Here is an 18,733-nt window from a genome sequence, read left to right as displayed (position 1 = left end):
TTATGTTCGAAAATTTACAGAATAAATTTCAAAAAGCTATTCAAATATTGAAAGGACACAATGCAATTACAGAAACTAACATTGCATACTCCATGAAAGAAATTGGAAAAGCATTAATTGATGCTGATGTAAATTATAAAATTGCTAAAGACTTTATTAAAAGGGTCAAAGAAAAATCTATCGGAAAAAAAGTAATTGGCTCATTAAATCCAAAGCAAGTTATTATAAAAATAGTATATGATGAATTAGTCGAACTTATGGAAAAAGGGAGTACAGAAATCAATTTATCTAAAAATCCTTCTGTTATTTTAGTTTGTGGATTACAAGGAAGTGGAAAAACTTCCTTTTCTTCTAAGCTTGCTTTTTTTTTAAGTAAAAAAAATAAAAAACCTTTATTAGTGGCTGCTGATATTCATAGGCCTGCAGCTGTGGATCAATTAGAATTGATTGGGAAGAAATCAAATATTCCTGTTTTTTCTATAAAAAAAAGTAAAGATGTTTTGTTTATAATAGATCAATCTTTTATTTATGCTTTAGAAAATAAAAAAGATGTAATTATTATTGATACAGCTGGTAGGTTATCTATTGATAATATTATGATGGAGGAAATAGTGAAAATTAATCAACATTCTAATCCAAGTGAGGTCTTGTTTGTTGTTGATTCTATGACAGGTCAAGATGCTATAAACACCGCAAAATCTTTTTCTAGTAAACTAAATTTAGACGGAATTGTAATAACTAAATTAGATGGAGATAGTAGAGGTGGAGTTGCTATTACAATGTCTAGCGTAGTTGGAAAACCTATTAAATTTATTAGTAATGGTGAAAAAATAGAAGATTTGGAAGTTTTTTATCCGGATAGAATAGCTAATCGAATTTTAGGGATGGGTGATATAGTATCCTTAGTTGAAAAAGTACAGGAACAGTTTGATGAAAAAACAACTAAAAAAATTTATCATAAAATTTCAAAGAATCGTTTTAATTTTAACGATTTTCTAGAGCAAATTCAACATATTAAAAAAATAGGAAATTTAAAAAATATTATTTCAATGATTCCTGGAATCAACAAATATATTAATGTTAATAATAACATTGATCAAAAATATTCATTTCAAAAAATGGAAGCAATTATTCAATCTATGACACCTTATGAAAGAGAAAATCCAAAGGTTCTTTCTAACATTAGAAGAAAAAAGAGGATATCTGAAGGATCTGGAATAACGTTAAATTATGTAAATATTTTTTTTAAACAATTTTATGAAATAAGTAAAATGATAAAAAAAATTAACACAAATTCAGAACAGGATATGGTGAAGAATTTTATATATAATATGATGAACAAAAAAAATAATACTTAATTTCAATTAAAATTTTCTTTTTTTGAAAATATTTTTATTTTTGTTCGTTAAAATATATTCAAAATTATACATTAAGAAATAATATTTTATCAGTTGGGATATTTGATTTATGATTAAAAAATGATGGAAGGTTTTTTAAATAGAAAAAATTTTTTAAATACATTAAAAAATGTAAACATTTGGGATATTATTATTATTGGAGGAGGATCTACAGGATTAGGAATTGCTTTAGATTCCTCTTCAAGAGGATATAAAACTCTTCTTTTAGAACAATCCGATTTTTCTAAAGGAACTTCAAGTAGAAGTACTAAATTAGTTCATGGAGGAATACGATATTTAGCCCAAGGAAATATTAAGTTAGTTTATGAAGCTTTGCAAGAAAGAGGATTTTTATTCAAAAATGCTCCTCATCTAGTTAAAAAACAAAAATTTATTATCCCAATTTTTAATTGGAGATTGGGAATTTTATATTGGATGGGATTAAAGATATACGAATGGATGTCTGGATCTCTAAGTTTTGGAAAATCTAAGTTCTTGTCCAAAAAAGAAGTAATTAATAATTTTCCTGAAATTGAAAATAAAAAACTAAAAGGAGGAATTTTATATTATGATGGACAATTTGATGATTCACGTTTAGCAATTAATTTAGCACAAACTTGTGTTAAAAAAGGAGGAATATTATTAAATTATTTTCAAGTAAAAAATCTTATTAAAAAAATTGGAAATAAAATATCTGGAGTTGTAGCTTATGATATTGAAACAAAAAAAGAATATTCGATTTATTCAAAAACTGTTATAAATGCTACTGGAGTTTTTTCTGATTCTATTTTAAAAATGGATGAATCGAAATGTCCAATTTTTATAAAGCCTAGTCAGGGGACACATATTGTATTAAATAAATCATTTTTTAGTAGTACAAATGCTATTGTAATTCCAAAAACTACGGATGGTAGAATTTTATTTTGTGTTCCATGGTATAATCATGTTTTGATAGGAACTACAGACACTTTTATAAAAAGAAGTGTTCTTGAACCAAAACCTTTAGAAGAAGAAATAGATTTTATTTTACAAACTTTTAGAAAATATTTTATTTCTAATCCAAAAAAAACTGATATACTCAGTGCTTTCTCCGGATTACGGCCTTTATTCGTAGAGCATTCATCATCTATTAAAACAAAAGATATTTCTAGATCTCATAAACTTATAATTAGTTCTTCCGGATTAATAAGCATTATAGGAGGAAAATGGACCACATATAGAAAAATGGCTGAAGATGCTGTTAATCAAGCTATTAAAGTAGGTAATTTAATTAAAATTCCTTCTTTTACAAAGAATATTAAAATTTATGGATCCAATTATCCATATGAAAGAAAAAATACTTTTTGGGAAAAATATGGAGAAGATGAATTTCATATAAAAAAATTAATTGAGGAAAATCCATTACTAAGTGCTCCTCTAATATCGAATTCTAATTCTAATAATAATTACTATTGTACGGAAGCGGAAGTTGTATGGATGGTTCGTTATGAAATGGCTAGAACAATTGAAGATGTTTTAGCGAGAAGGTTTCGTTTATTATTCTTGAACGCAAGGAAAGCTATAGATATAGCCCCAAGAGTAGCAGAATTAATGGCTAAAGAACTTTCTAGAGATGAAAAATGGAAAAAAACACAAATAGCTTCATTTAAAGAATTAGCTATGAGGTACTATTATTCGATTTTTTAATATTTTGTGTAACACCTTATCCACCATATGTTTATGAAAAAATATGTTCTGTCATTAGATCAGGGAACTACTAGTTCTAGAGCTATTGTTTTTGATAAGATTGGAAATATTATTTCTGTAGCCCAAAGAGAATTTACACAAATTTATCCTTACCCCGGATGGGTAGAACATAATGCAGAAGAAATATGGACTACACAAGCTTCTGTTGCTTTAGAAGCAATATTAAAAGCAAATTTAGAAGGTGAAAATATTATTTCAATAGGAATAACAAATCAACGAGAAACTACTGTAATTTGGGAAAGAAAAACAGGAGAACCTATTTTTAATGCTATTGTTTGGCAAGATAGACGTACATCTGGATATTGTGATTTTCTTAAAAAAGAAGGATTAACTGAAATAATCAGAAAAAAAACAGGATTAATCATAGATCCTTATTTTTCAGCAACAAAAATAAAATGGATATTGGACAATGTTCCTGGAGCTAGAAAAAAGGCAAATTCTGGACATTTAGCTTTTGGAACTATAGATTCGTGGTTAATATGGAATTTAACGGGTAAAAAAATTCATGTTACAGATGTTACCAATGCATCTAGAACTATGCTTTTTAATATTCATACTTTAACTTGGGACAAGGAATTAATTAATTTATTTAATATTCCGATAACAATGCTTCCGGAAGTTAAATCTTCAAGTGAAATTTTTGGTTATACTACAGGACATATCCTTTCTCATAAAATACCTATATCAGGTATTGCCGGAGATCAACAAGCATCACTTTTTGGTCAAATGTGCACTAAAATAGGAATGGTTAAAAATACATATGGAACAGGTTGTTTTATGTTAATGAATGTAGGAGAAAAACCTGTTGTTTCTCAAAATAACTTGATAACTACCATTGCTTGGAAGATTAAACATGAAGTTCGATATGCATTAGAAGGAAGTGTTTTCATTGCAGGAGCCGTTATTCAATGGTTGAGAGATGGATTAGGATTACTTTTATCTTCAAGTGAAGCAGAAACTTTAGCATCTTCAGTAGAAAATACAGAAGGAGTATATCTTGTTCCAGCTTTTTCCGGTTTAGGAGCTCCTCACTGGGATCAAAAAGCAAGAGGAACTATTGTTGGAATAACAAGAGGAACATCTTCGGCTCATTTTGTTCGTGCAGCCTTAGAAAGTATAGCATTTCAAAATATGGATGTTTTAAAAGCGATGGAAGCGGATTCAGGAATTTCTATAAAAGAATTACGTGTAGATGGAGGGGCAACAGTAAATAAGTTATTAATGCAATTTCAATCTGATATTTTAAATGTTAAAGTAGTTAAATCTAAAATATCTGAATTAACAGCTGCTGGAGCAGCTTATTTAGCTGGTTTAGCTGTAAATTATTGGACTGGTCTTGAAGATATTCAAAAAAAGTGGCAATTAGAACAAATTTTTGAACCTCAAGGAATGTCTAGTCGTTTAGAAAGAATTGAAGAGTGGAAAAAAGCCATTAGGACAACTCGTTCATGGTCTAATCAATAAAATTTAAAGTAAAAATAAAAATGACAAAAATATGTGCAGAAATTATAGGGACAATGATCCTGATATTTTTAGGAAATGGAGTAGTAGCAAATGTAATTTTATCGAAAACAAAAGGTCATAATAAAAATGGAGAATGGATAACTATTGCTATGGGATGGGCGTTAGCTGTTTTCATGGGAATAATTGTCTCTTCTCCTTACAGTGGCTCTCATTTAAATCCATGTGTTACAATAAGCTTCGCTATAGTTGGAAGATTTGATTGGAATATGGTTCCGTTTTATATTTTTTCTCAACTTATTGGAGCAATGCTAGGTTCTATATTGGTTTGGATTTTGTATAGAGATTATTTATTTGAAACTAAAGAAGAACATAAAATATTATCTGTTTTCGTTACAACTCCTTCCATAAAAAATTTTTTTTCTAATTTTTTAAGTGAAGTATTATCTACTTTTATTTTTATATTCGTTTCTTTATATCTTACTATGGAAGGAAATTTTTTTTTGAATGGAAAAAGCCATCCTATAGGATTAGGATCATTAGGAGCATTAATACCTTCCTTAGTCGTATTAGGGATTATTTTATCATTAGGAGGAAATACTGGTTCAGCAATTAATCCTGCACGTGATATAGGTCCAAGAATTATACATTCTATTCTTCCAATTCCTGGAAAAGGAAAAAGTAATTGGGATTATGCATTTATTCCTGTATTAGGTCCTATTTTTGGAAGCGTTATGGCTTCAGTATTATATTTATTTTTATCATGATAAAAAAACTTGTAACTTTTTTTTCATGGAGAAATCAGAAAAAGAAGATCCTAATATTTCAGACCATAGAAAAATAGGAAAAAAATTAAAATTTTTTGTTTTTTCGGATAGGGTAGGGAGTGGATTACCTTTATGGTTACCTAGAGGAGCTATTTTTAGAAAAAACTTAGAAGAATTTTTAACCAAAATTCAAAAAGAGTCTGGTTATGAAATGGTAATAACTCCTCATATTGGACACAAAAAACTATATATTAAAAGCGGACATTGGAAAAAATATGGAAAAGATAATTTTAAGCCTATTCAAACGCCTCGTAAAGAGGAAGAATTTTTATTAAAACCAATGAATTGTCCTCATCATTGTGAAATATATCGATCTCAAGAATGGTCTTACCGAGATCTTCCAAAACGTTTTTCTGAATTTGGAACGGTTTATCGTTATGAACAAAGTGGAGAACTTCATGGATTAAATAGAGTTAGATGTTTTACTCAAGATGATGCACATATTTTTTGTACTTATGATCAATTATTAGAAGAATTTAAAAAAGTTATTAATTTAATTTTTTATGTTTTTCGTTGTTTAGGATTTTTTGAATACTCGGTTAGAATATCTTTAAGAGATACAAAAAAAATAGATAGTTATATCGGATCAAAAAATAATTGGAATAAGGCAGAAGAAGCCATACTAAAAGTAGTTAAAGAAGAAAAAATAAAAGCTTTTATAAATTATGGAGAAGCGGCTTTTTATGGCCCGAAATTAGATTTTCTTATTAAGGATTCTTTGGGAAGAAATTGGCAATTAGGAACCATTCAGGTAGATTACAATCTACCTGATAGATTCGATTTGTATTACAAAGGAAAAAAAAATGAAAAATTACGTCCAGTTATAATTCATAGAGCTCCTTTTGGATCATTGGAACGAATTATTGCTATTATGATAGAACATACAAAAGGAAACATTCCTTCTTGGTTAGCTCCTGATCAAGCAATCATACTTCCTATAAGCAATAAATATATAATTTATTCAAAAAAAATTTTAAATTTGATGTTAGATAAAAATATTCGTGTTATTCTTGACGAAAGAGATGAAAAAGTTAATAAAAAAATTAAGGATTCTGAAGAAAATAAAATTCCTTATATGGTTATATTGGGAGAAAAAGAAGAGAAAAATAAGATGATATCATTAAGACGTCATGGATTAGGACATATAGGAACTTTTTATGTTTCTAAAGGAATAAAAGTTATTTTTGATGAAATAAATTTAAAAACTAAAAAACTATCATAAAAAAAAAATTTTCAAGAGGAAATAAAAAAAAGAGAACTTTTAGAACATTACCACAAAGAAAATCGGAACATCGAATTAATGAAAATATCGATTCAAAAAAAGTACGTTTAGTAGGTAATTATTCTTCTATAGAAAATGGTATTTACTCTATCCAAGAAGCTATTCAGTTTTCTAAAGAAAAAGGGTTAGATTTGGTTGAGATTAACCCAAAATTACATCCACCAGTTTGTAAAATATTGGACTATAAAAAGTTTTTATATGAACAGAAAAAAAGAAAAAAACAATTTAAATCAAAACAAATTAAAGTTAATACCAAAGAAATAAGATTTGGTCCTCAAATAGGAGATCATGATGGAAAAGTTAAAATAAAAAGTGCTGAGAAATTTTTAATGCGAGGCGACAAAGTAAAGGTTTTCGTTTTTTTTAAAGGTCGTTCTATAGTATATAAAAACCAAGGTAAAATAAAATTATTGAAATTTGCAGAACAAATTGGAGAATATGGAAAAGTAGAACAAATGCCGGTTATGGAAGGAAAAAGGATGTATATGATTTTAGCTCCAAAAAAAATATAATTATGCCAAAATTGAAAACCAAATCAGGGTCAAAAAAAAGATTTAAAAAAACAGCAAATGGATATATAAAAAAAAAACATGCATTTAAAAGTCATTTATTAACTAAAAAATCTAAAAAAAGAAAAAGAAATCTTTCTAAATTTATTATGTTAAATAAATCAGACCAAAAAAATATAAATAAACAAATATAGTGAATCAATTATTATGCCAAGATCCACAAATTCAGTTTCTTCCAGAAGAAGACGAAAAAAAATTCTAAAATCGGCAAAAGGTTTTTACGGGGCAAGAAGTAAAGTTTACACAGTTGCTAAAAATGCAGTAGAAAAGTCCTTTGTTTATGCTTATTCAGGGAGAAAAAAAAAGAAGAGAGATTTTAGATCTCTTTGGATTCAACGTATAAATGCTGGAGCACGTAAGTTTGGAAAGTCTTATTCTAGATTCATGAAAGAGCTATCCAATAAAAAAATTAGTATAAATAGAAAAATACTTTCAGATTTATCAATGAACGAACCTGAAACATTCAAAAAAATAATAAATCATATTTTTTCATGAACAATTTTATTTATAATAAATCGATTAATTTTTTTTCTATTTTTTTTCTTTCTTTGTAAGGAAAATAATCTATAAAAAGTTTTCCATTTAGATGATCATATTCATGAAGAATAACCCTAGCACATAGACCTGTTATATTTTTCCTCTTTTTTTTCAGGTTATGATCATAATATTCAATTAGTATATTGGACCTTCTTTTAATATCTCCCATTATTCCAGGAATACTAAGACATCCCTCATTAAACTTATATTCTTTTCCATAAGTATTCAATATTTTAGAATTAATGAAAACTTCTTCATAATAGTTGTTATTACCATTTGAATTTTTCTTATTTAAATTTGGAATTTTTACTATAAAAATCCGTATATTTTTTCCAATTTGGGGAGCGGCTAGTCCTATTCCTTTCGATTGGTTTACAGTATCAAACATATCTTTTATTAATTGATTAATTTCCTTTTTATAAGAAAATAAATCTATATCTAAACATTTTTTTCTCAAAATAGGATTTCCATAAAGAATTATAGGCAATACCATAGATTAATTATTTATTATTTTTTTTTAGATAAGATTGTAAAATAATAGTAGCACTAATTTTATCTAAGATGACTTTTTTTCTCCTTTTTTTTCTCAATCCCGATTCTATCATAACATTAAAAGCTATTTTAGATGTAAATCTTTCATCTAATCTTTCTATTATGATTCTAGGATATTTTATACTAAATTTATTTATAAATATTTGAATATCTTTTTCTATTAATGTTTCTTCTTTATCATTTAATTTTTTTGGTAATCCTATAACGATTTTATCTATTTTTTCATAATCTAAAAAAGATTCTAAAAAGTTCATCAATTTTTTAGTCCGAATAGAATCTAATCCAAATGCGAATATTTGTTTGTTATCTGTTATAGATAAACCTGTTATTACCTTTCCATAGTCAATTCCTAATATTTTAGACATCATTATTTTTATTATTAACAAATGTATACATGATTTTTATTATACTGATGTTTGTTTTTTTATTTTATTTTACTACTTTTGTTTTAATCAAAGCTTTATATGGAAATAGGAAAACTAAAATCAGAGATAGAAAAGTCTTGGAATAAAAAAAATTCATGGAATACTGATAACAACATTAAAAATGTTATTTCTCAAGTAATTGATTATTTAGAAAATGGATTGATAAAAGTGTCCGATTCAATAAATGGAAAATGGGTAGTAAACGAATGGATAAAAAAATCGATCATCATGTATTTTTCTATTAAAAAAATGAATATCCTAAAATTAGGACCATTGGAATTTTATGATAAAATACCTTTAAAAAACAACTTTAAAGAAAAAAATATTCGTGTTGTTCCTCATGCTGTTGCACGATATGGTTCTTACATATCGAAAGGAGTTATTCTTATGCCTTCTTATATTAATATAGGAGCATATATAGGAGAAGGTACAATGATAGATACATGGGCTACAGTTGGTAGCTGTGCTCAAATTGGATCTCGTGTTCATATAAGTGGTGGTGTTGGAATAGGAGGGGTTTTAGAACCTATACAGTCTAATCCTGTAATTATAGAGGATGATGTTTTTGTTGGATCTAGATGTATCTTAGTAGAAGGGGTATTGATACGAAAGTGTGCTGTTTTAGGAGCAAATGTTGTTTTAACTTCTTCTACCAAAATCTTTGATGTTACTAATAATGGAAAACCTATTGAACTTAATAGGGTTATCCCCGAATATTCCGTTGTTATTCCTGGATCTTATCCAAAAAAATTTCCTTCAGGAATATATTATGTTCCATGTGCAATGATTATAGGAAAAAGAAAAGAAAGTACAAATAAGAAGACCACTTTGAATGAGGCATTGAGAAGTCACAATTTATCAGTATAATTCAAATGTGTTTTTATAAAGAAATAGAAAAAAGTGTGGATATATTAAAAAAAGGAAAAATACTATTGTATCCCACAGATACTATATGGGGATTAGGGTGTGATGCATTTAATATTCAAGCTATAAAAAAATTATATCAAATTAAAAATAGAAGTCTATCTAAACCTATGATTATTCTAGTAGAAAACATGGATAGATTATGTAATCTAGTAGGAAAAATTTCTAATTTTGTTGGAAAAATTATTATTAATAATAAAAAAAGAAAACCTATTACTATAATATATGATAATGTTAGCAATGTTATATTTAATTTATTAAATGGAGTTAATACCTTGGCTGTTCGTTTAACATATGATCCATTTTGTGTTTGTTTAATAAAAAATTTAAATAAACCCATTATTTCAACTTCTGCTAATTTATCAGGATTTCCTTCTCCTAAATCATTTTCCGATATTAGTTCTTTTATTTTAAAAAAAATAGATTACGCTGTAGAATTTAGAAGAGAAGAAATATCTAATTATAGTAATTCAAGAATTATCAAAATTGTCTCAGATAAAATAAAAATATTACGGGTGTAGTTTAATACATGAATTTATCATCAGCTCTTCAGAAAAAAATATTTCACATTGTCAGAATTTCTTCTCAAAGAATAAAACAAGATAGTTATGTAATAGGAGGATATGTAAGAGATTTTTTATTAGGGAAGAAAGAATCAGAAGATTTAGATATTTTAACAATAGGAGAAGGGATTAGATTAGCTAAAGAAGTTTCTAAATATATTAAACCTTATCCTAAAATCAGGATATTTAAACGTTTTGGAACTGCTATGTTAAAATATAACAATCAAAAAATAGAATTCGTTGGGGCTAGAAAAGAATCATATTGTTTTTCTAGTAGAAATCCCTTTGTAGAATTAGGATCATTACAAGATGATCAAAACAGAAGAGATTTTACTATCAATGCTTTAGCTATTAGTTTAAACCATAATAATTATGGAAAATTGATTGATCCGTTTGGAGGACTATCAGATTTAAAAAAAAAAATATTAAGAACTCCATTAGATTCAAATGTTACTTATTCTGATGATCCATTACGTATGATGCGAGCAATTCGATTTTCTACTCAGCTTCAATTTTCTATTGAAAAATCTTCATTCAAATCTATCAAAAAAAATAAAAATAGGATAAATATTGTATCTTCAGAAAGAATTATAGAAGAATTTAATAAAATTTTATTATCTAAAAAACCTTCTATAGGTTTATTGTTATTATATGAATCTGGATTATTATCAATTATATTACCAGAATTAACCTTGTTAAAGGGAATAGAAGAAAAAAATGGATATAAACACAAAGATAATTTTTATCATACTTTACAAGTAGTAGATAATATTAGTAAAATAAAAGAAAATTCTCTTTGGTTGAGATGGGCCGCTTTACTTCACGATATAGGAAAAATTCATACAAAAAAATTTTTACCAAAAATAGGATGGTCCTTTCATTCTCATGAATTTGTAGGATCAAAAATGATATTTCATATATTCAAACGATTGAAACTACCTATCGGAAATCCTATGAAATATGTAAAAAAAATTATTCAAAATAGTTATAAACCTATAGCGTTGATAGGGGATAAAACTAGAGATTCTTCTATACGTAGATTATTATTTGAAATTGGAGATGATGTAGAAGATTTGATGAAATTGTGTCTTGCTGATATTACTACTAGTAATATGGAAAAAAAGAAAAAATACCAAGAAAATATTTATTTCCTTATGGAAAGGATTGAAAAATTGGAAAAAAAAGATAAAATAAAAAATTGGAAATCGCCTATATCAGGAAATGATATTATGAAGGTTTTTAATATTAATCCATGTAAAAAAATAGGAATTATAAAAAATTTTATCAAAGATTCTATTTTAGAAGGAAAGATATCTAATGAATTTCAATCTGCTTATTTTCTTATGTTAAAAAAAGGAGAAGAACTAGGATTAAAAAAAAATAATGAATAAGAAATATATGCTTATTTCTAGCATTTTTAATGGAAAAAATAAAAAAAGAATTATTTTATTACCTCATAATAATCCAGATGGAGATGCTTTGGGATCCTCATTGGCTCTTTTATTCTATCTTAGAGAATTAAAACATAATGTAGATTTAATATCTCCAACAAAATATTCTGAATTTTTCCAATGGCTTCCAGGAATTGAAGAAGTTATTGTTCTTTCAGAAGAAACTCAATTTTTAATAAAAAAAAAATTTATAAATTCTGATTATATTTTTCTTATAGATTTCAATAATTTATCAAGGGTAAAAAAACTAAAAGATTTTTTATCCTATTCAAAAGCAAAAAAAATACTAATAGATCACCATCCTTTTCCATTTAATTTCGATTTTATGCTTTCTGACTCCACAGTATCAGCTACAAGTATATTAGTTTTTAGACTTATATCTAAAATGAATCATTTAAATAAGATAGATAAAAAAATAGCCACATGTTTATATGTTGGATTAATGACTGATACAGGATTTTTTCGTTTTCCTTCTGTAACTTCAGAAACTCATTTTATTGCAGGAAAATTGATAGAAAAGGGGATTAATATAGTTGAAATATATGACCGTTTACAAGAAAAATATAATAAGAATAAATTAAAATTATTATCTAAAGCATTGAAAAGATTAAAAATAATAAAAAAATATCGAACAGTTTATACAAGCATTAATTCCAACGATATTAGAAATTATTCCTATAATTCAGGAGATACGGAAGGAATTATTACTTATGGATTAGGGATAAAAAATATTGTATTTTCTGTTTTCTTTTTTGAAGAAAAAGAAAAATATCCAATTAAAGTTTCTTTTCGTTCTAAAGGAAATTTTGATGTGGGTCTATTTTCCAAAAAACATTTTGAAGGAGGAGGTCATAAAAATGCTGCAGGAGGAACTTTAGAAAAAAATCTTAATGAAACTATTAAATATTTTCTGAAAATTATTCCTAATTATTATATGGATCTTATGTTTTCCATTTAATATTACATCCGTAACTTAATTTATTATGATTTGTTGGACTGATACTTTCTCCTTTTAAAATATTTTTCAATATATTTCTTACATCTGATCCTGTTATTGGTATATTGTTATTAGGTCTGGAATTATCTAATTGACCGTGATAACATAAATTTCCATTTCCATAAAAAATAAAAAATTCAGGAGTACATTTCGCACAATAGTATCTTGCTACATCTTGTGTTTCGTCGAAGAAATAAGGAAAAGGATAATTTAACTGATCATGTATTATTTTCATATTTTCCGGAGAATCTTCCGGATATTTGTTTACATCGTTAGAATTAATAGCTAAAAAGGAAATTCCTTTTGGAATAAAATCATTGGATAAACGAATTAATTCATTGTTAATATGTTGTACATAAGGACAATGATTACAAATAAACATGATTACAGTTGCTATATTTGAAAAATAGTCTTTCATAGATTTTTTCTTTCCTGAAGAAACTTCTAGTAAGTTAAAACTCTTTATTTTAATAATAATTTTACTGGAAGAATAAGTTAATACCATAATTAATTAATTTTAATCTTTTTTATTTTTTTTATATCTATATAAAAAAATATTTTGTTTTTTTTCTTCTTCTTCAGCTAATTCAGAATCTATTAATATTCTTCCACTATGTTCATCTATTAAAAGTTGATTTCTTTGTATTAGTTCTGAATATTTTTGAGGTGTAATTGCTAAATAAGATCCTAATGGAGCTCCTCTTTGGACAGGAGCAATTGCTACTCCGTTTTTAACTCCATTTCTTATTTTTTTATAAGTTTGTAATAAACGATTATCAACCTTTTTTGAAAAGAATAAAGATTTTTCTAATAGCATTTTTTCTTTTTTTTCGTTTTCTATAATAATTTTATTTAATTCTTTTTTTTTATGAAAAATATGTTCTTTTTTATTTTTTAACGTTTCCTCTTTTTTTTCTATAAAATCTTTTTTTTCATTAATTTTTGCATTCAATTCTTTAATTTTCTTTTTTGATAACTGAATGTCTAATTTTTGATAATCAATTTCTTTATTAAGAGATAATAATTCTTTTTGATTTTTTATATTATTTTTTTGTTTTTCATATTTTTTAATCAATTTTTCTGAGTATCTAATATTTTTATTTTGTTTGTCTATATTTTCTTTTATTAAAGAGATATCTTCGTAAATACTTTCTAAATTTTTTTTTACTTGAGATAGTTCTTCCTCTAATGTTTTTATTTCCATTGGAACATTCAAACGGAACTTTCGTATTTCATCTATACGAGAGTCTATTAACTGAAGATTATATAATACTCTTAATTTATCCACCACTGTGGTAGCTTCTTGCATTTTATGTACCATAAAAAATAAATAGTTTCAATAAAAATATCTAATTGGATTAGTATAAACTTCTGATTTATAAATAGAAATAAAAGTAAAACTTTTATCTAAAAAATATTTTAATAGATTTTTAGAAATTTTTTCTGATTCATAATGATCTATATCCACAATAAATATCTTTTTTTCAGATTTAAAAAAATCATGATATTTTAAGTCGGATGATATAAATACATCAGCTTTTTCTTTAACAGCAGTTTCTATTCCAAAACGACCTGAACCTGTTATAAAAGCTATTCTTTTTATTTTTTTTCCTGTAAAATAAGAATGACGAATACAAGATAGATTCATTTTTTTTTTTATAAATAATAAAAAATTAGATTCATTCATATCTTTTTCTATTTCTCCTATAAAACCTATTCCTGTATAAGGATTAATATTTTCAATATTATAAATTTCATAAGCTACTTCTTCATAGGGATGGCTTTTAAAAAGAGAATTTTTAATCATTTCTTCTTTGTGAGAAGGAAAAATAACACCAATACAAGTTTCCTTCTCCATATGAAAAGATTCCTTTTTACCAGAAAATGGTTTACTACTTTTATTTCCCATATAGCTTCCTATTCCATCAAAATTATAACTACAATGACTATAATTGGAAATATTTCCAGCTCCAGCTTCAAATAAAGAGTTTCTCACTTTTTCTGCATAATTAACTGGAACATAAGTAATCATTTTTTTTATGGTATATTTTTTAGGAAAAAGAACTTTTTCTTTATTTATTTTCAATAATTTCGATATATAATCGGAAGTTCCTTTCCATATAGAATCTAAATTTGTATGAATAACATAAATAGAAATATCATTTTTCAATGCAGAAATTATAACTCTTTCTGAAAATGTTTTTCCAGTTATATTTTTTATAGGCTTAAAAATTATAGGATGAAAGGAAATTATTAAGTTGCATTTTTTATTTATAGATTCATTAAATACTTCTTCAGTTAGATCTAAAGTTATTAAAATATTTTTTATTTCTTGGTCATAATTTCCAATTATTAACCCCACATTATCATAAGATTCTGCATATTCTATAGGTGCTAATTCTTCTAATTTTTTAACTATATCTCTAACAAAGATTTTCATTTTGTTAACTATAACAAAAAAACAAATTTATCAAAAAAAATTGATTTTTGTATAAATGATAAAATGAAATAAAAATTATGAATTTTCTTCGAAAAAAGCCAAAATGGATAAAAGTAAAACTACCAATAAATAAAAATTATTATAAATTACAAAAATTGGTTTCTTTACATAAATTGAATACGATTTGTCAAAGTGGAAGTTGTCCTAATATAGGAGAATGTTGGGAAAAAGGTGTAGCTACTTTTATGATATTAGGAAATATTTGTACAAGATCTTGTAAATTTTGTGGAGTTAAAACTGGAAAGCCTCAAAAGGTAAATTTAGAAGAACCCAAAAAAGTAGCAGAGTCTATAAAAATTTTAAAAATAAAACATGCAGTATTAACTTCTGTTAATAGAGATGATTTAACGGATATGGGGGTTTCTATCTGGGTAAAAACTATACAAAAAGTAAGATATTTAAATCCGGATATAACAATAGAAGCTTTAATTCCTGATTTTAAAGGAGAAAATAAAATAATAGATAAAATAATTAATATTCGTCCAGAAATAATTTCTCATAATTTAGAAACAGTTTCTAGATTAACAAAAGAAATACGTGTTCAAGCTAAATATGATAGAAGTCTTAAAGTATTACAATATATTAAAGAACAAAATAATAATATTAGAACAAAAACAGGGATTATGTTAGGACTAGGAGAGACAAAAAGTGAAATAATAGGAACAATGGAAGATATTAAGAACTCTAAAGTAGACATTCTAACAATAGGACAATATTTACAACCTTCTTTAAAACATTATCCTGTTCGTTTTTTTATATCTCCAGAAGAATTCAAAGAATTAAAAAAAATTGGATTAAAAATGGGATTTAAATATGTAGAAAGTGGACCATTAGTTAGATCTTCTTATCATGCAGAAAAACATGTCAAATAAATTATTAAAAATATTTTCCTTCCTTCCCGAAGGAATATTGATATTTTTTATCGTTCCATATTTTTTTTTCTTGGAGAAAATTTTTAATATAAAATGATATAGTTTTTTCATTTTCTAATTTAGAAAAAAATATTAATTGTTCTATAGGACGAGTAGTAGCTACGTATAATAAATTGATATTATCATTCATTGTATTTGAAATATAATTTTTATAAAAATTATGTATTTCCTTATTATGTTTTATTTGTTTTAAATATGGTTCTATTTCCAAATAAATAGTATTCAATCCATTATATAAATGAGGATTTACATCTATCCATCCTCCCTCTTTCTTTCTTTTATTATTAGAATGAGAATTCCAATCAGCAAAAGGAAGAATAACTATAGGAAATTGTAATCCTTTAGATTTATGAATAGTCATTACATGAATAGAATTTTTATTATTATCAGAGATAATGACACTTTCTTTTTCTTTTTTAGATTCCCAATAGTTCAGAAAATCAATAATAGAATTACCCTTTTTTTTCATAAACCTATAAACAAAATCTAAAAAAGAATAAATAGATGCAGTACTATTTTTATTTAATAATTCAAAAGAATTAATTATTTCTTCTGAAATACTATATATTGTTTTGTTATATATTTTTTTTACAAAAAATTTATTTTTTAACGAAATTTTTTTTAGAAAAATGTCTAATGGAAAAAAGATTATTTCCATTATAAAATCATGATATTTTTTCTTAGTAAGAAGAAATTTTTTTCTCAACAATAAAAAAATTAAAACAACTCTTTTTTGATAACAATATGGATTAGAAATAATATAAAATAAATTTATGATTATTTGTATTTCTAACTGATTTTTTATTAATAGAGAAACAGATGTATTAACTTTAAAACCATCTTCAATAAGTCTTTCAGACAAAAAATGTCCTTCTTTATTATTTCTAACTAATAAAGATATATCTGATAAAAGATATTTTTTTCTCAAAAGTTTTTCTATTTTATTTTTCACCTGGAAATAAATATGTTCTTTATAATTAGAAACTAATAAACTTTTTATAAAGTTTATCTCCACATATCCTCCAGATTTTTTAAATACTTTCTGTTTTGAATTTAGATATATATTTTTATAATCATGAGAACGAAAAATTTTAGATATAGATTTATAAAGAGAGTTATTAAATTTTACAATCTCCTTATAACTTCTAAAATTTTTTTCCAGAGTTTTTAACTCCTTTTTATAATTTATAGATTTATAATTTATTAATTTAATAAATTGTTTGGAATCTCCCCCTCTCCATCTATATATAGATTGTTTTGGATCTCCTACTATCATGGCGGATCCATTTTCAGATAATGCATTTTCAATTAATATTTTAATATTATTCCATTGTAAAAATGAAATATCTTGAAATTCATCTATAAAATAATGTTTATATTTCGTTCCTATTTTTTCATAAATTTTAGGAAATGTCTCTTTGGTAATTTTTTCATAAATAATTTTATTTAATTCTATATTTAGAATAATTCTTTTTTCATTTTTTATAAAATTTAATTCTTTTTCAATTTCATGTATTATTGACAGTATATTAATATTTCTTAAAAATATTTTATCCAAAAGATAACATGATATATTATTATTGTAAATAGATTTCGTTTTATTATATAATGAAATAATTTTATTTTGATTTTTTTCTATCAATATTCTTTGACTTTTTTTAGAATTTTTAGAATAAAAAATTTTTTTTTGAATATTATTTTCAAGATTTTCATGAAAAGGATTAAGAAGTATATTTTTAGTTTTAAATTTTTGGAAAAATTTTGGAAATTCCGAATTGAGAAATGATTTTTCTGAAATATAATTTTCCCTTAAAAAAACAAAAAATTTTCTTCCTTGTGTTTCACATTTTTCCTCAAATTTTCGAGTTCTTTTGATTAAAACGTTTTTTAATTGTACGAAATTTTCCAAAGAATAACTTTTTATTTTTTTTACTGGTAAAAAATTATTTTCATCCATTATAATACGAGCCATCTTAAATAATTCTTTTCTTAAATCCCAGTTTTTTCCTTCCCTTAATTTTTCTATGGAAAATTGAACTAAAATATCTGACCATTTTTCTGAATTATTTAATCTACATAATAAATTATCTACAACTTTAAATAGAATTTTTTCTGTATCCATTTCTAAATCAATCTTTTTAGTTGAATAAAAAGATCTAACAATATTGTAATTAAATTTATCTATCGTACTTATGTTTTTAGAAAAAGAATGAAAATCATGAAAAATAGAAGATAATATTTTTTTAGATCGTCTATGTAATTGTTGTTTTGTCAAATTCAAATCTTTTATAAGATTATTCAATAAATAAGAATATTCTTTTTTAATTCTTATTGGATTTGAAAATTCTTTAAGACATTGAAGAATACGTTTTTTCATTTCTTCAGAAGCTTTTTTAGTAAAAGTCAAAGCTAAAATTTTTTTAAACTCATCAGAATTCCTATTTTTTAATAGGATATAAAGATAATTTTTAACCAAAAAAAAAGTTTTTCCAGAACCAGCTGAAGCGTTATATATTTTTAATGTAGATGGAATAATCATAACTTATTAAAAATTTTTCATTTTTTTCAAA

The 18,733-nt window shown here is 24.9% G+C and carries 19 protein-coding genes; 13 read left to right on the top strand and 6 right to left on the bottom strand.

Annotated elements, in window-relative coordinates; all coding sequences use genetic code 11:
* The first annotated feature begins 2 nt into the window (after window positions 1-2).
* From ffh to rplT, 8 genes are all read left to right on the top strand, one after another.
* A complete protein-coding gene (gene ffh / locus H0H51_RS00890; protein WP_185876988.1) occupies window positions 3-1,358 on the top strand; it encodes a signal recognition particle protein in 1,356 nt (451 codons plus the stop codon).
* A 120-nt stretch (window positions 1,359-1,478) separates the two neighbouring features.
* The gene (locus tag H0H51_RS00885; RefSeq protein ID WP_185876987.1) at window positions 1,479-3,083 is read left to right on the top strand and encodes a glycerol-3-phosphate dehydrogenase/oxidase; all 1,605 of its coding nucleotides are present in this window, start codon (window positions 1,479-1,481) and stop codon (window positions 3,081-3,083) included.
* A 27-nt stretch (window positions 3,084-3,110) separates the two neighbouring features.
* Window positions 3,111-4,607: a glycerol kinase GlpK gene (glpK, locus tag H0H51_RS00880; RefSeq protein ID WP_185876986.1), complete on the top strand. Its 1,497-nt coding sequence runs from the start codon at window positions 3,111-3,113 to the stop codon at window positions 4,605-4,607.
* A gap of 20 nt (window positions 4,608-4,627) precedes the next feature.
* The gene (locus H0H51_RS00875) at window positions 4,628-5,371 is read left to right on the top strand and encodes an MIP/aquaporin family protein (RefSeq protein WP_185876985.1); all 744 of its coding nucleotides are present in this window, start codon (window positions 4,628-4,630) and stop codon (window positions 5,369-5,371) included.
* Window positions 5,372-5,396: 25 nt separating this feature from the next.
* On the top strand, window positions 5,397-6,653 hold the full coding sequence (thrS, locus tag H0H51_RS00870) for a threonine--tRNA ligase (protein WP_185876984.1): 1,257 nt from the start codon (window positions 5,397-5,399) through the stop codon (window positions 6,651-6,653).
* Window positions 6,647-7,225 carry a translation initiation factor IF-3 gene (infC, locus tag H0H51_RS00865; RefSeq protein ID WP_185877106.1) on the top strand — a complete coding sequence of 193 codons (579 nt, stop codon included), beginning with the start codon at window positions 6,647-6,649 and terminating at the stop codon, window positions 7,223-7,225. The genes thrS and infC overlap by 7 nt, the downstream gene beginning before the upstream one ends.
* Window positions 7,226-7,227: 2 nt before the next feature.
* The gene (gene rpmI / locus H0H51_RS00860) at window positions 7,228-7,416 is read left to right on the top strand and encodes a 50S ribosomal protein L35 (RefSeq protein ID WP_185876983.1); all 189 of its coding nucleotides are present in this window, start codon (window positions 7,228-7,230) and stop codon (window positions 7,414-7,416) included.
* Between the two features lie 13 nt (window positions 7,417-7,429).
* Window positions 7,430-7,777 (top strand): 50S ribosomal protein L20, encoded by a 348-nt coding sequence (gene rplT, locus H0H51_RS00855; RefSeq protein ID WP_185876982.1) that lies wholly within the window; start codon window positions 7,430-7,432, stop codon window positions 7,775-7,777.
* Between the two features lie 10 nt (window positions 7,778-7,787).
* Here rplT and def read toward each other — a convergent pair whose 3' ends face one another.
* Window positions 7,788-8,312, bottom strand: a complete 525-nt coding sequence (gene def, locus H0H51_RS00850; RefSeq protein WP_185876981.1) for a peptide deformylase — start codon at window positions 8,310-8,312, stop codon at window positions 7,788-7,790.
* 7 nt (window positions 8,313-8,319) lie between these two features.
* A complete protein-coding gene (gene ruvX / locus H0H51_RS00845) occupies window positions 8,320-8,736 on the bottom strand; it encodes a Holliday junction resolvase RuvX (RefSeq protein WP_185877105.1) in 417 nt (138 codons plus the stop codon).
* A 99-nt stretch (window positions 8,737-8,835) separates the two neighbouring features.
* Between ruvX and H0H51_RS00840 the strand changes: the two genes are divergently transcribed.
* From H0H51_RS00840 to H0H51_RS00825, 4 genes are read left to right on the top strand one after another with little or no spacing between them, the layout of a single operon-like run.
* Complete coding sequence (locus tag H0H51_RS00840) at window positions 8,836-9,663, top strand: 2,3,4,5-tetrahydropyridine-2,6-dicarboxylate N-succinyltransferase (protein ID WP_185876980.1); 828 nt, start codon at window positions 8,836-8,838, stop codon at window positions 9,661-9,663.
* Window positions 9,664-9,668: 5 nt separating this feature from the next.
* Complete coding sequence (locus H0H51_RS00835) at window positions 9,669-10,241, top strand: L-threonylcarbamoyladenylate synthase (RefSeq protein ID WP_185876979.1); 573 nt, start codon at window positions 9,669-9,671, stop codon at window positions 10,239-10,241.
* A gap of 8 nt (window positions 10,242-10,249) precedes the next feature.
* Window positions 10,250-11,674: a CCA tRNA nucleotidyltransferase gene (locus tag H0H51_RS00830; protein ID WP_185876978.1), complete on the top strand. Its 1,425-nt coding sequence runs from the start codon at window positions 10,250-10,252 to the stop codon at window positions 11,672-11,674.
* Between the two features lie 7 nt (window positions 11,675-11,681).
* On the top strand, window positions 11,682-12,692 hold the full coding sequence (locus tag H0H51_RS00825) for a DHH family phosphoesterase (protein ID WP_185877104.1): 1,011 nt from the start codon (window positions 11,682-11,684) through the stop codon (window positions 12,690-12,692).
* Here the strand turns inward: H0H51_RS00825 and H0H51_RS00820 are convergent.
* The 3 genes from H0H51_RS00820 to H0H51_RS00810 are packed head-to-tail and all read right to left on the bottom strand — an operon-like array spanning window position 12,676 to window position 15,171.
* Window positions 12,676-13,236, bottom strand: a complete 561-nt coding sequence (locus H0H51_RS00820) for a thioredoxin family protein (protein ID WP_185876977.1) — start codon at window positions 13,234-13,236, stop codon at window positions 12,676-12,678. The two genes, H0H51_RS00825 and H0H51_RS00820, sit on opposite strands and share 17 nt — an antisense overlap.
* Window positions 13,237-13,248: 12 nt before the next feature.
* Window positions 13,249-14,052 (bottom strand): zinc ribbon domain-containing protein, encoded by an 804-nt coding sequence (locus tag H0H51_RS00815; protein ID WP_185876976.1) that lies wholly within the window; start codon window positions 14,050-14,052, stop codon window positions 13,249-13,251.
* A gap of 15 nt (window positions 14,053-14,067) precedes the next feature.
* Window positions 14,068-15,171 (bottom strand): Nif3-like dinuclear metal center hexameric protein, encoded by a 1,104-nt coding sequence (locus H0H51_RS00810; RefSeq protein ID WP_185876975.1) that lies wholly within the window; start codon window positions 15,169-15,171, stop codon window positions 14,068-14,070.
* 77 nt (window positions 15,172-15,248) lie between these two features.
* On the opposite strand from H0H51_RS00810, the gene lipA reads away from it, so the two are divergent.
* Complete coding sequence (lipA, locus tag H0H51_RS00805; RefSeq protein ID WP_185876974.1) at window positions 15,249-16,103, top strand: lipoyl synthase; 855 nt, start codon at window positions 15,249-15,251, stop codon at window positions 16,101-16,103.
* A gap of 4 nt (window positions 16,104-16,107) precedes the next feature.
* Here the strand turns inward: lipA and H0H51_RS00800 are convergent, their stop codons facing one another.
* Complete coding sequence (locus tag H0H51_RS00800; RefSeq protein ID WP_185876973.1) at window positions 16,108-18,702, bottom strand: UvrD-helicase domain-containing protein; 2,595 nt, start codon at window positions 18,700-18,702, stop codon at window positions 16,108-16,110.
* Window positions 18,703-18,733 lie beyond the last annotated feature (31 nt).

This window comes from Blattabacterium cuenoti, assembly GCF_014251995.1.
GTDB classification, from domain to species: domain Bacteria; phylum Bacteroidota; class Bacteroidia; order Flavobacteriales; family Blattabacteriaceae; genus Blattabacterium; species Blattabacterium cuenoti_AE.
This window is presented reverse-complemented; position numbering and strand designations above follow the sequence as displayed.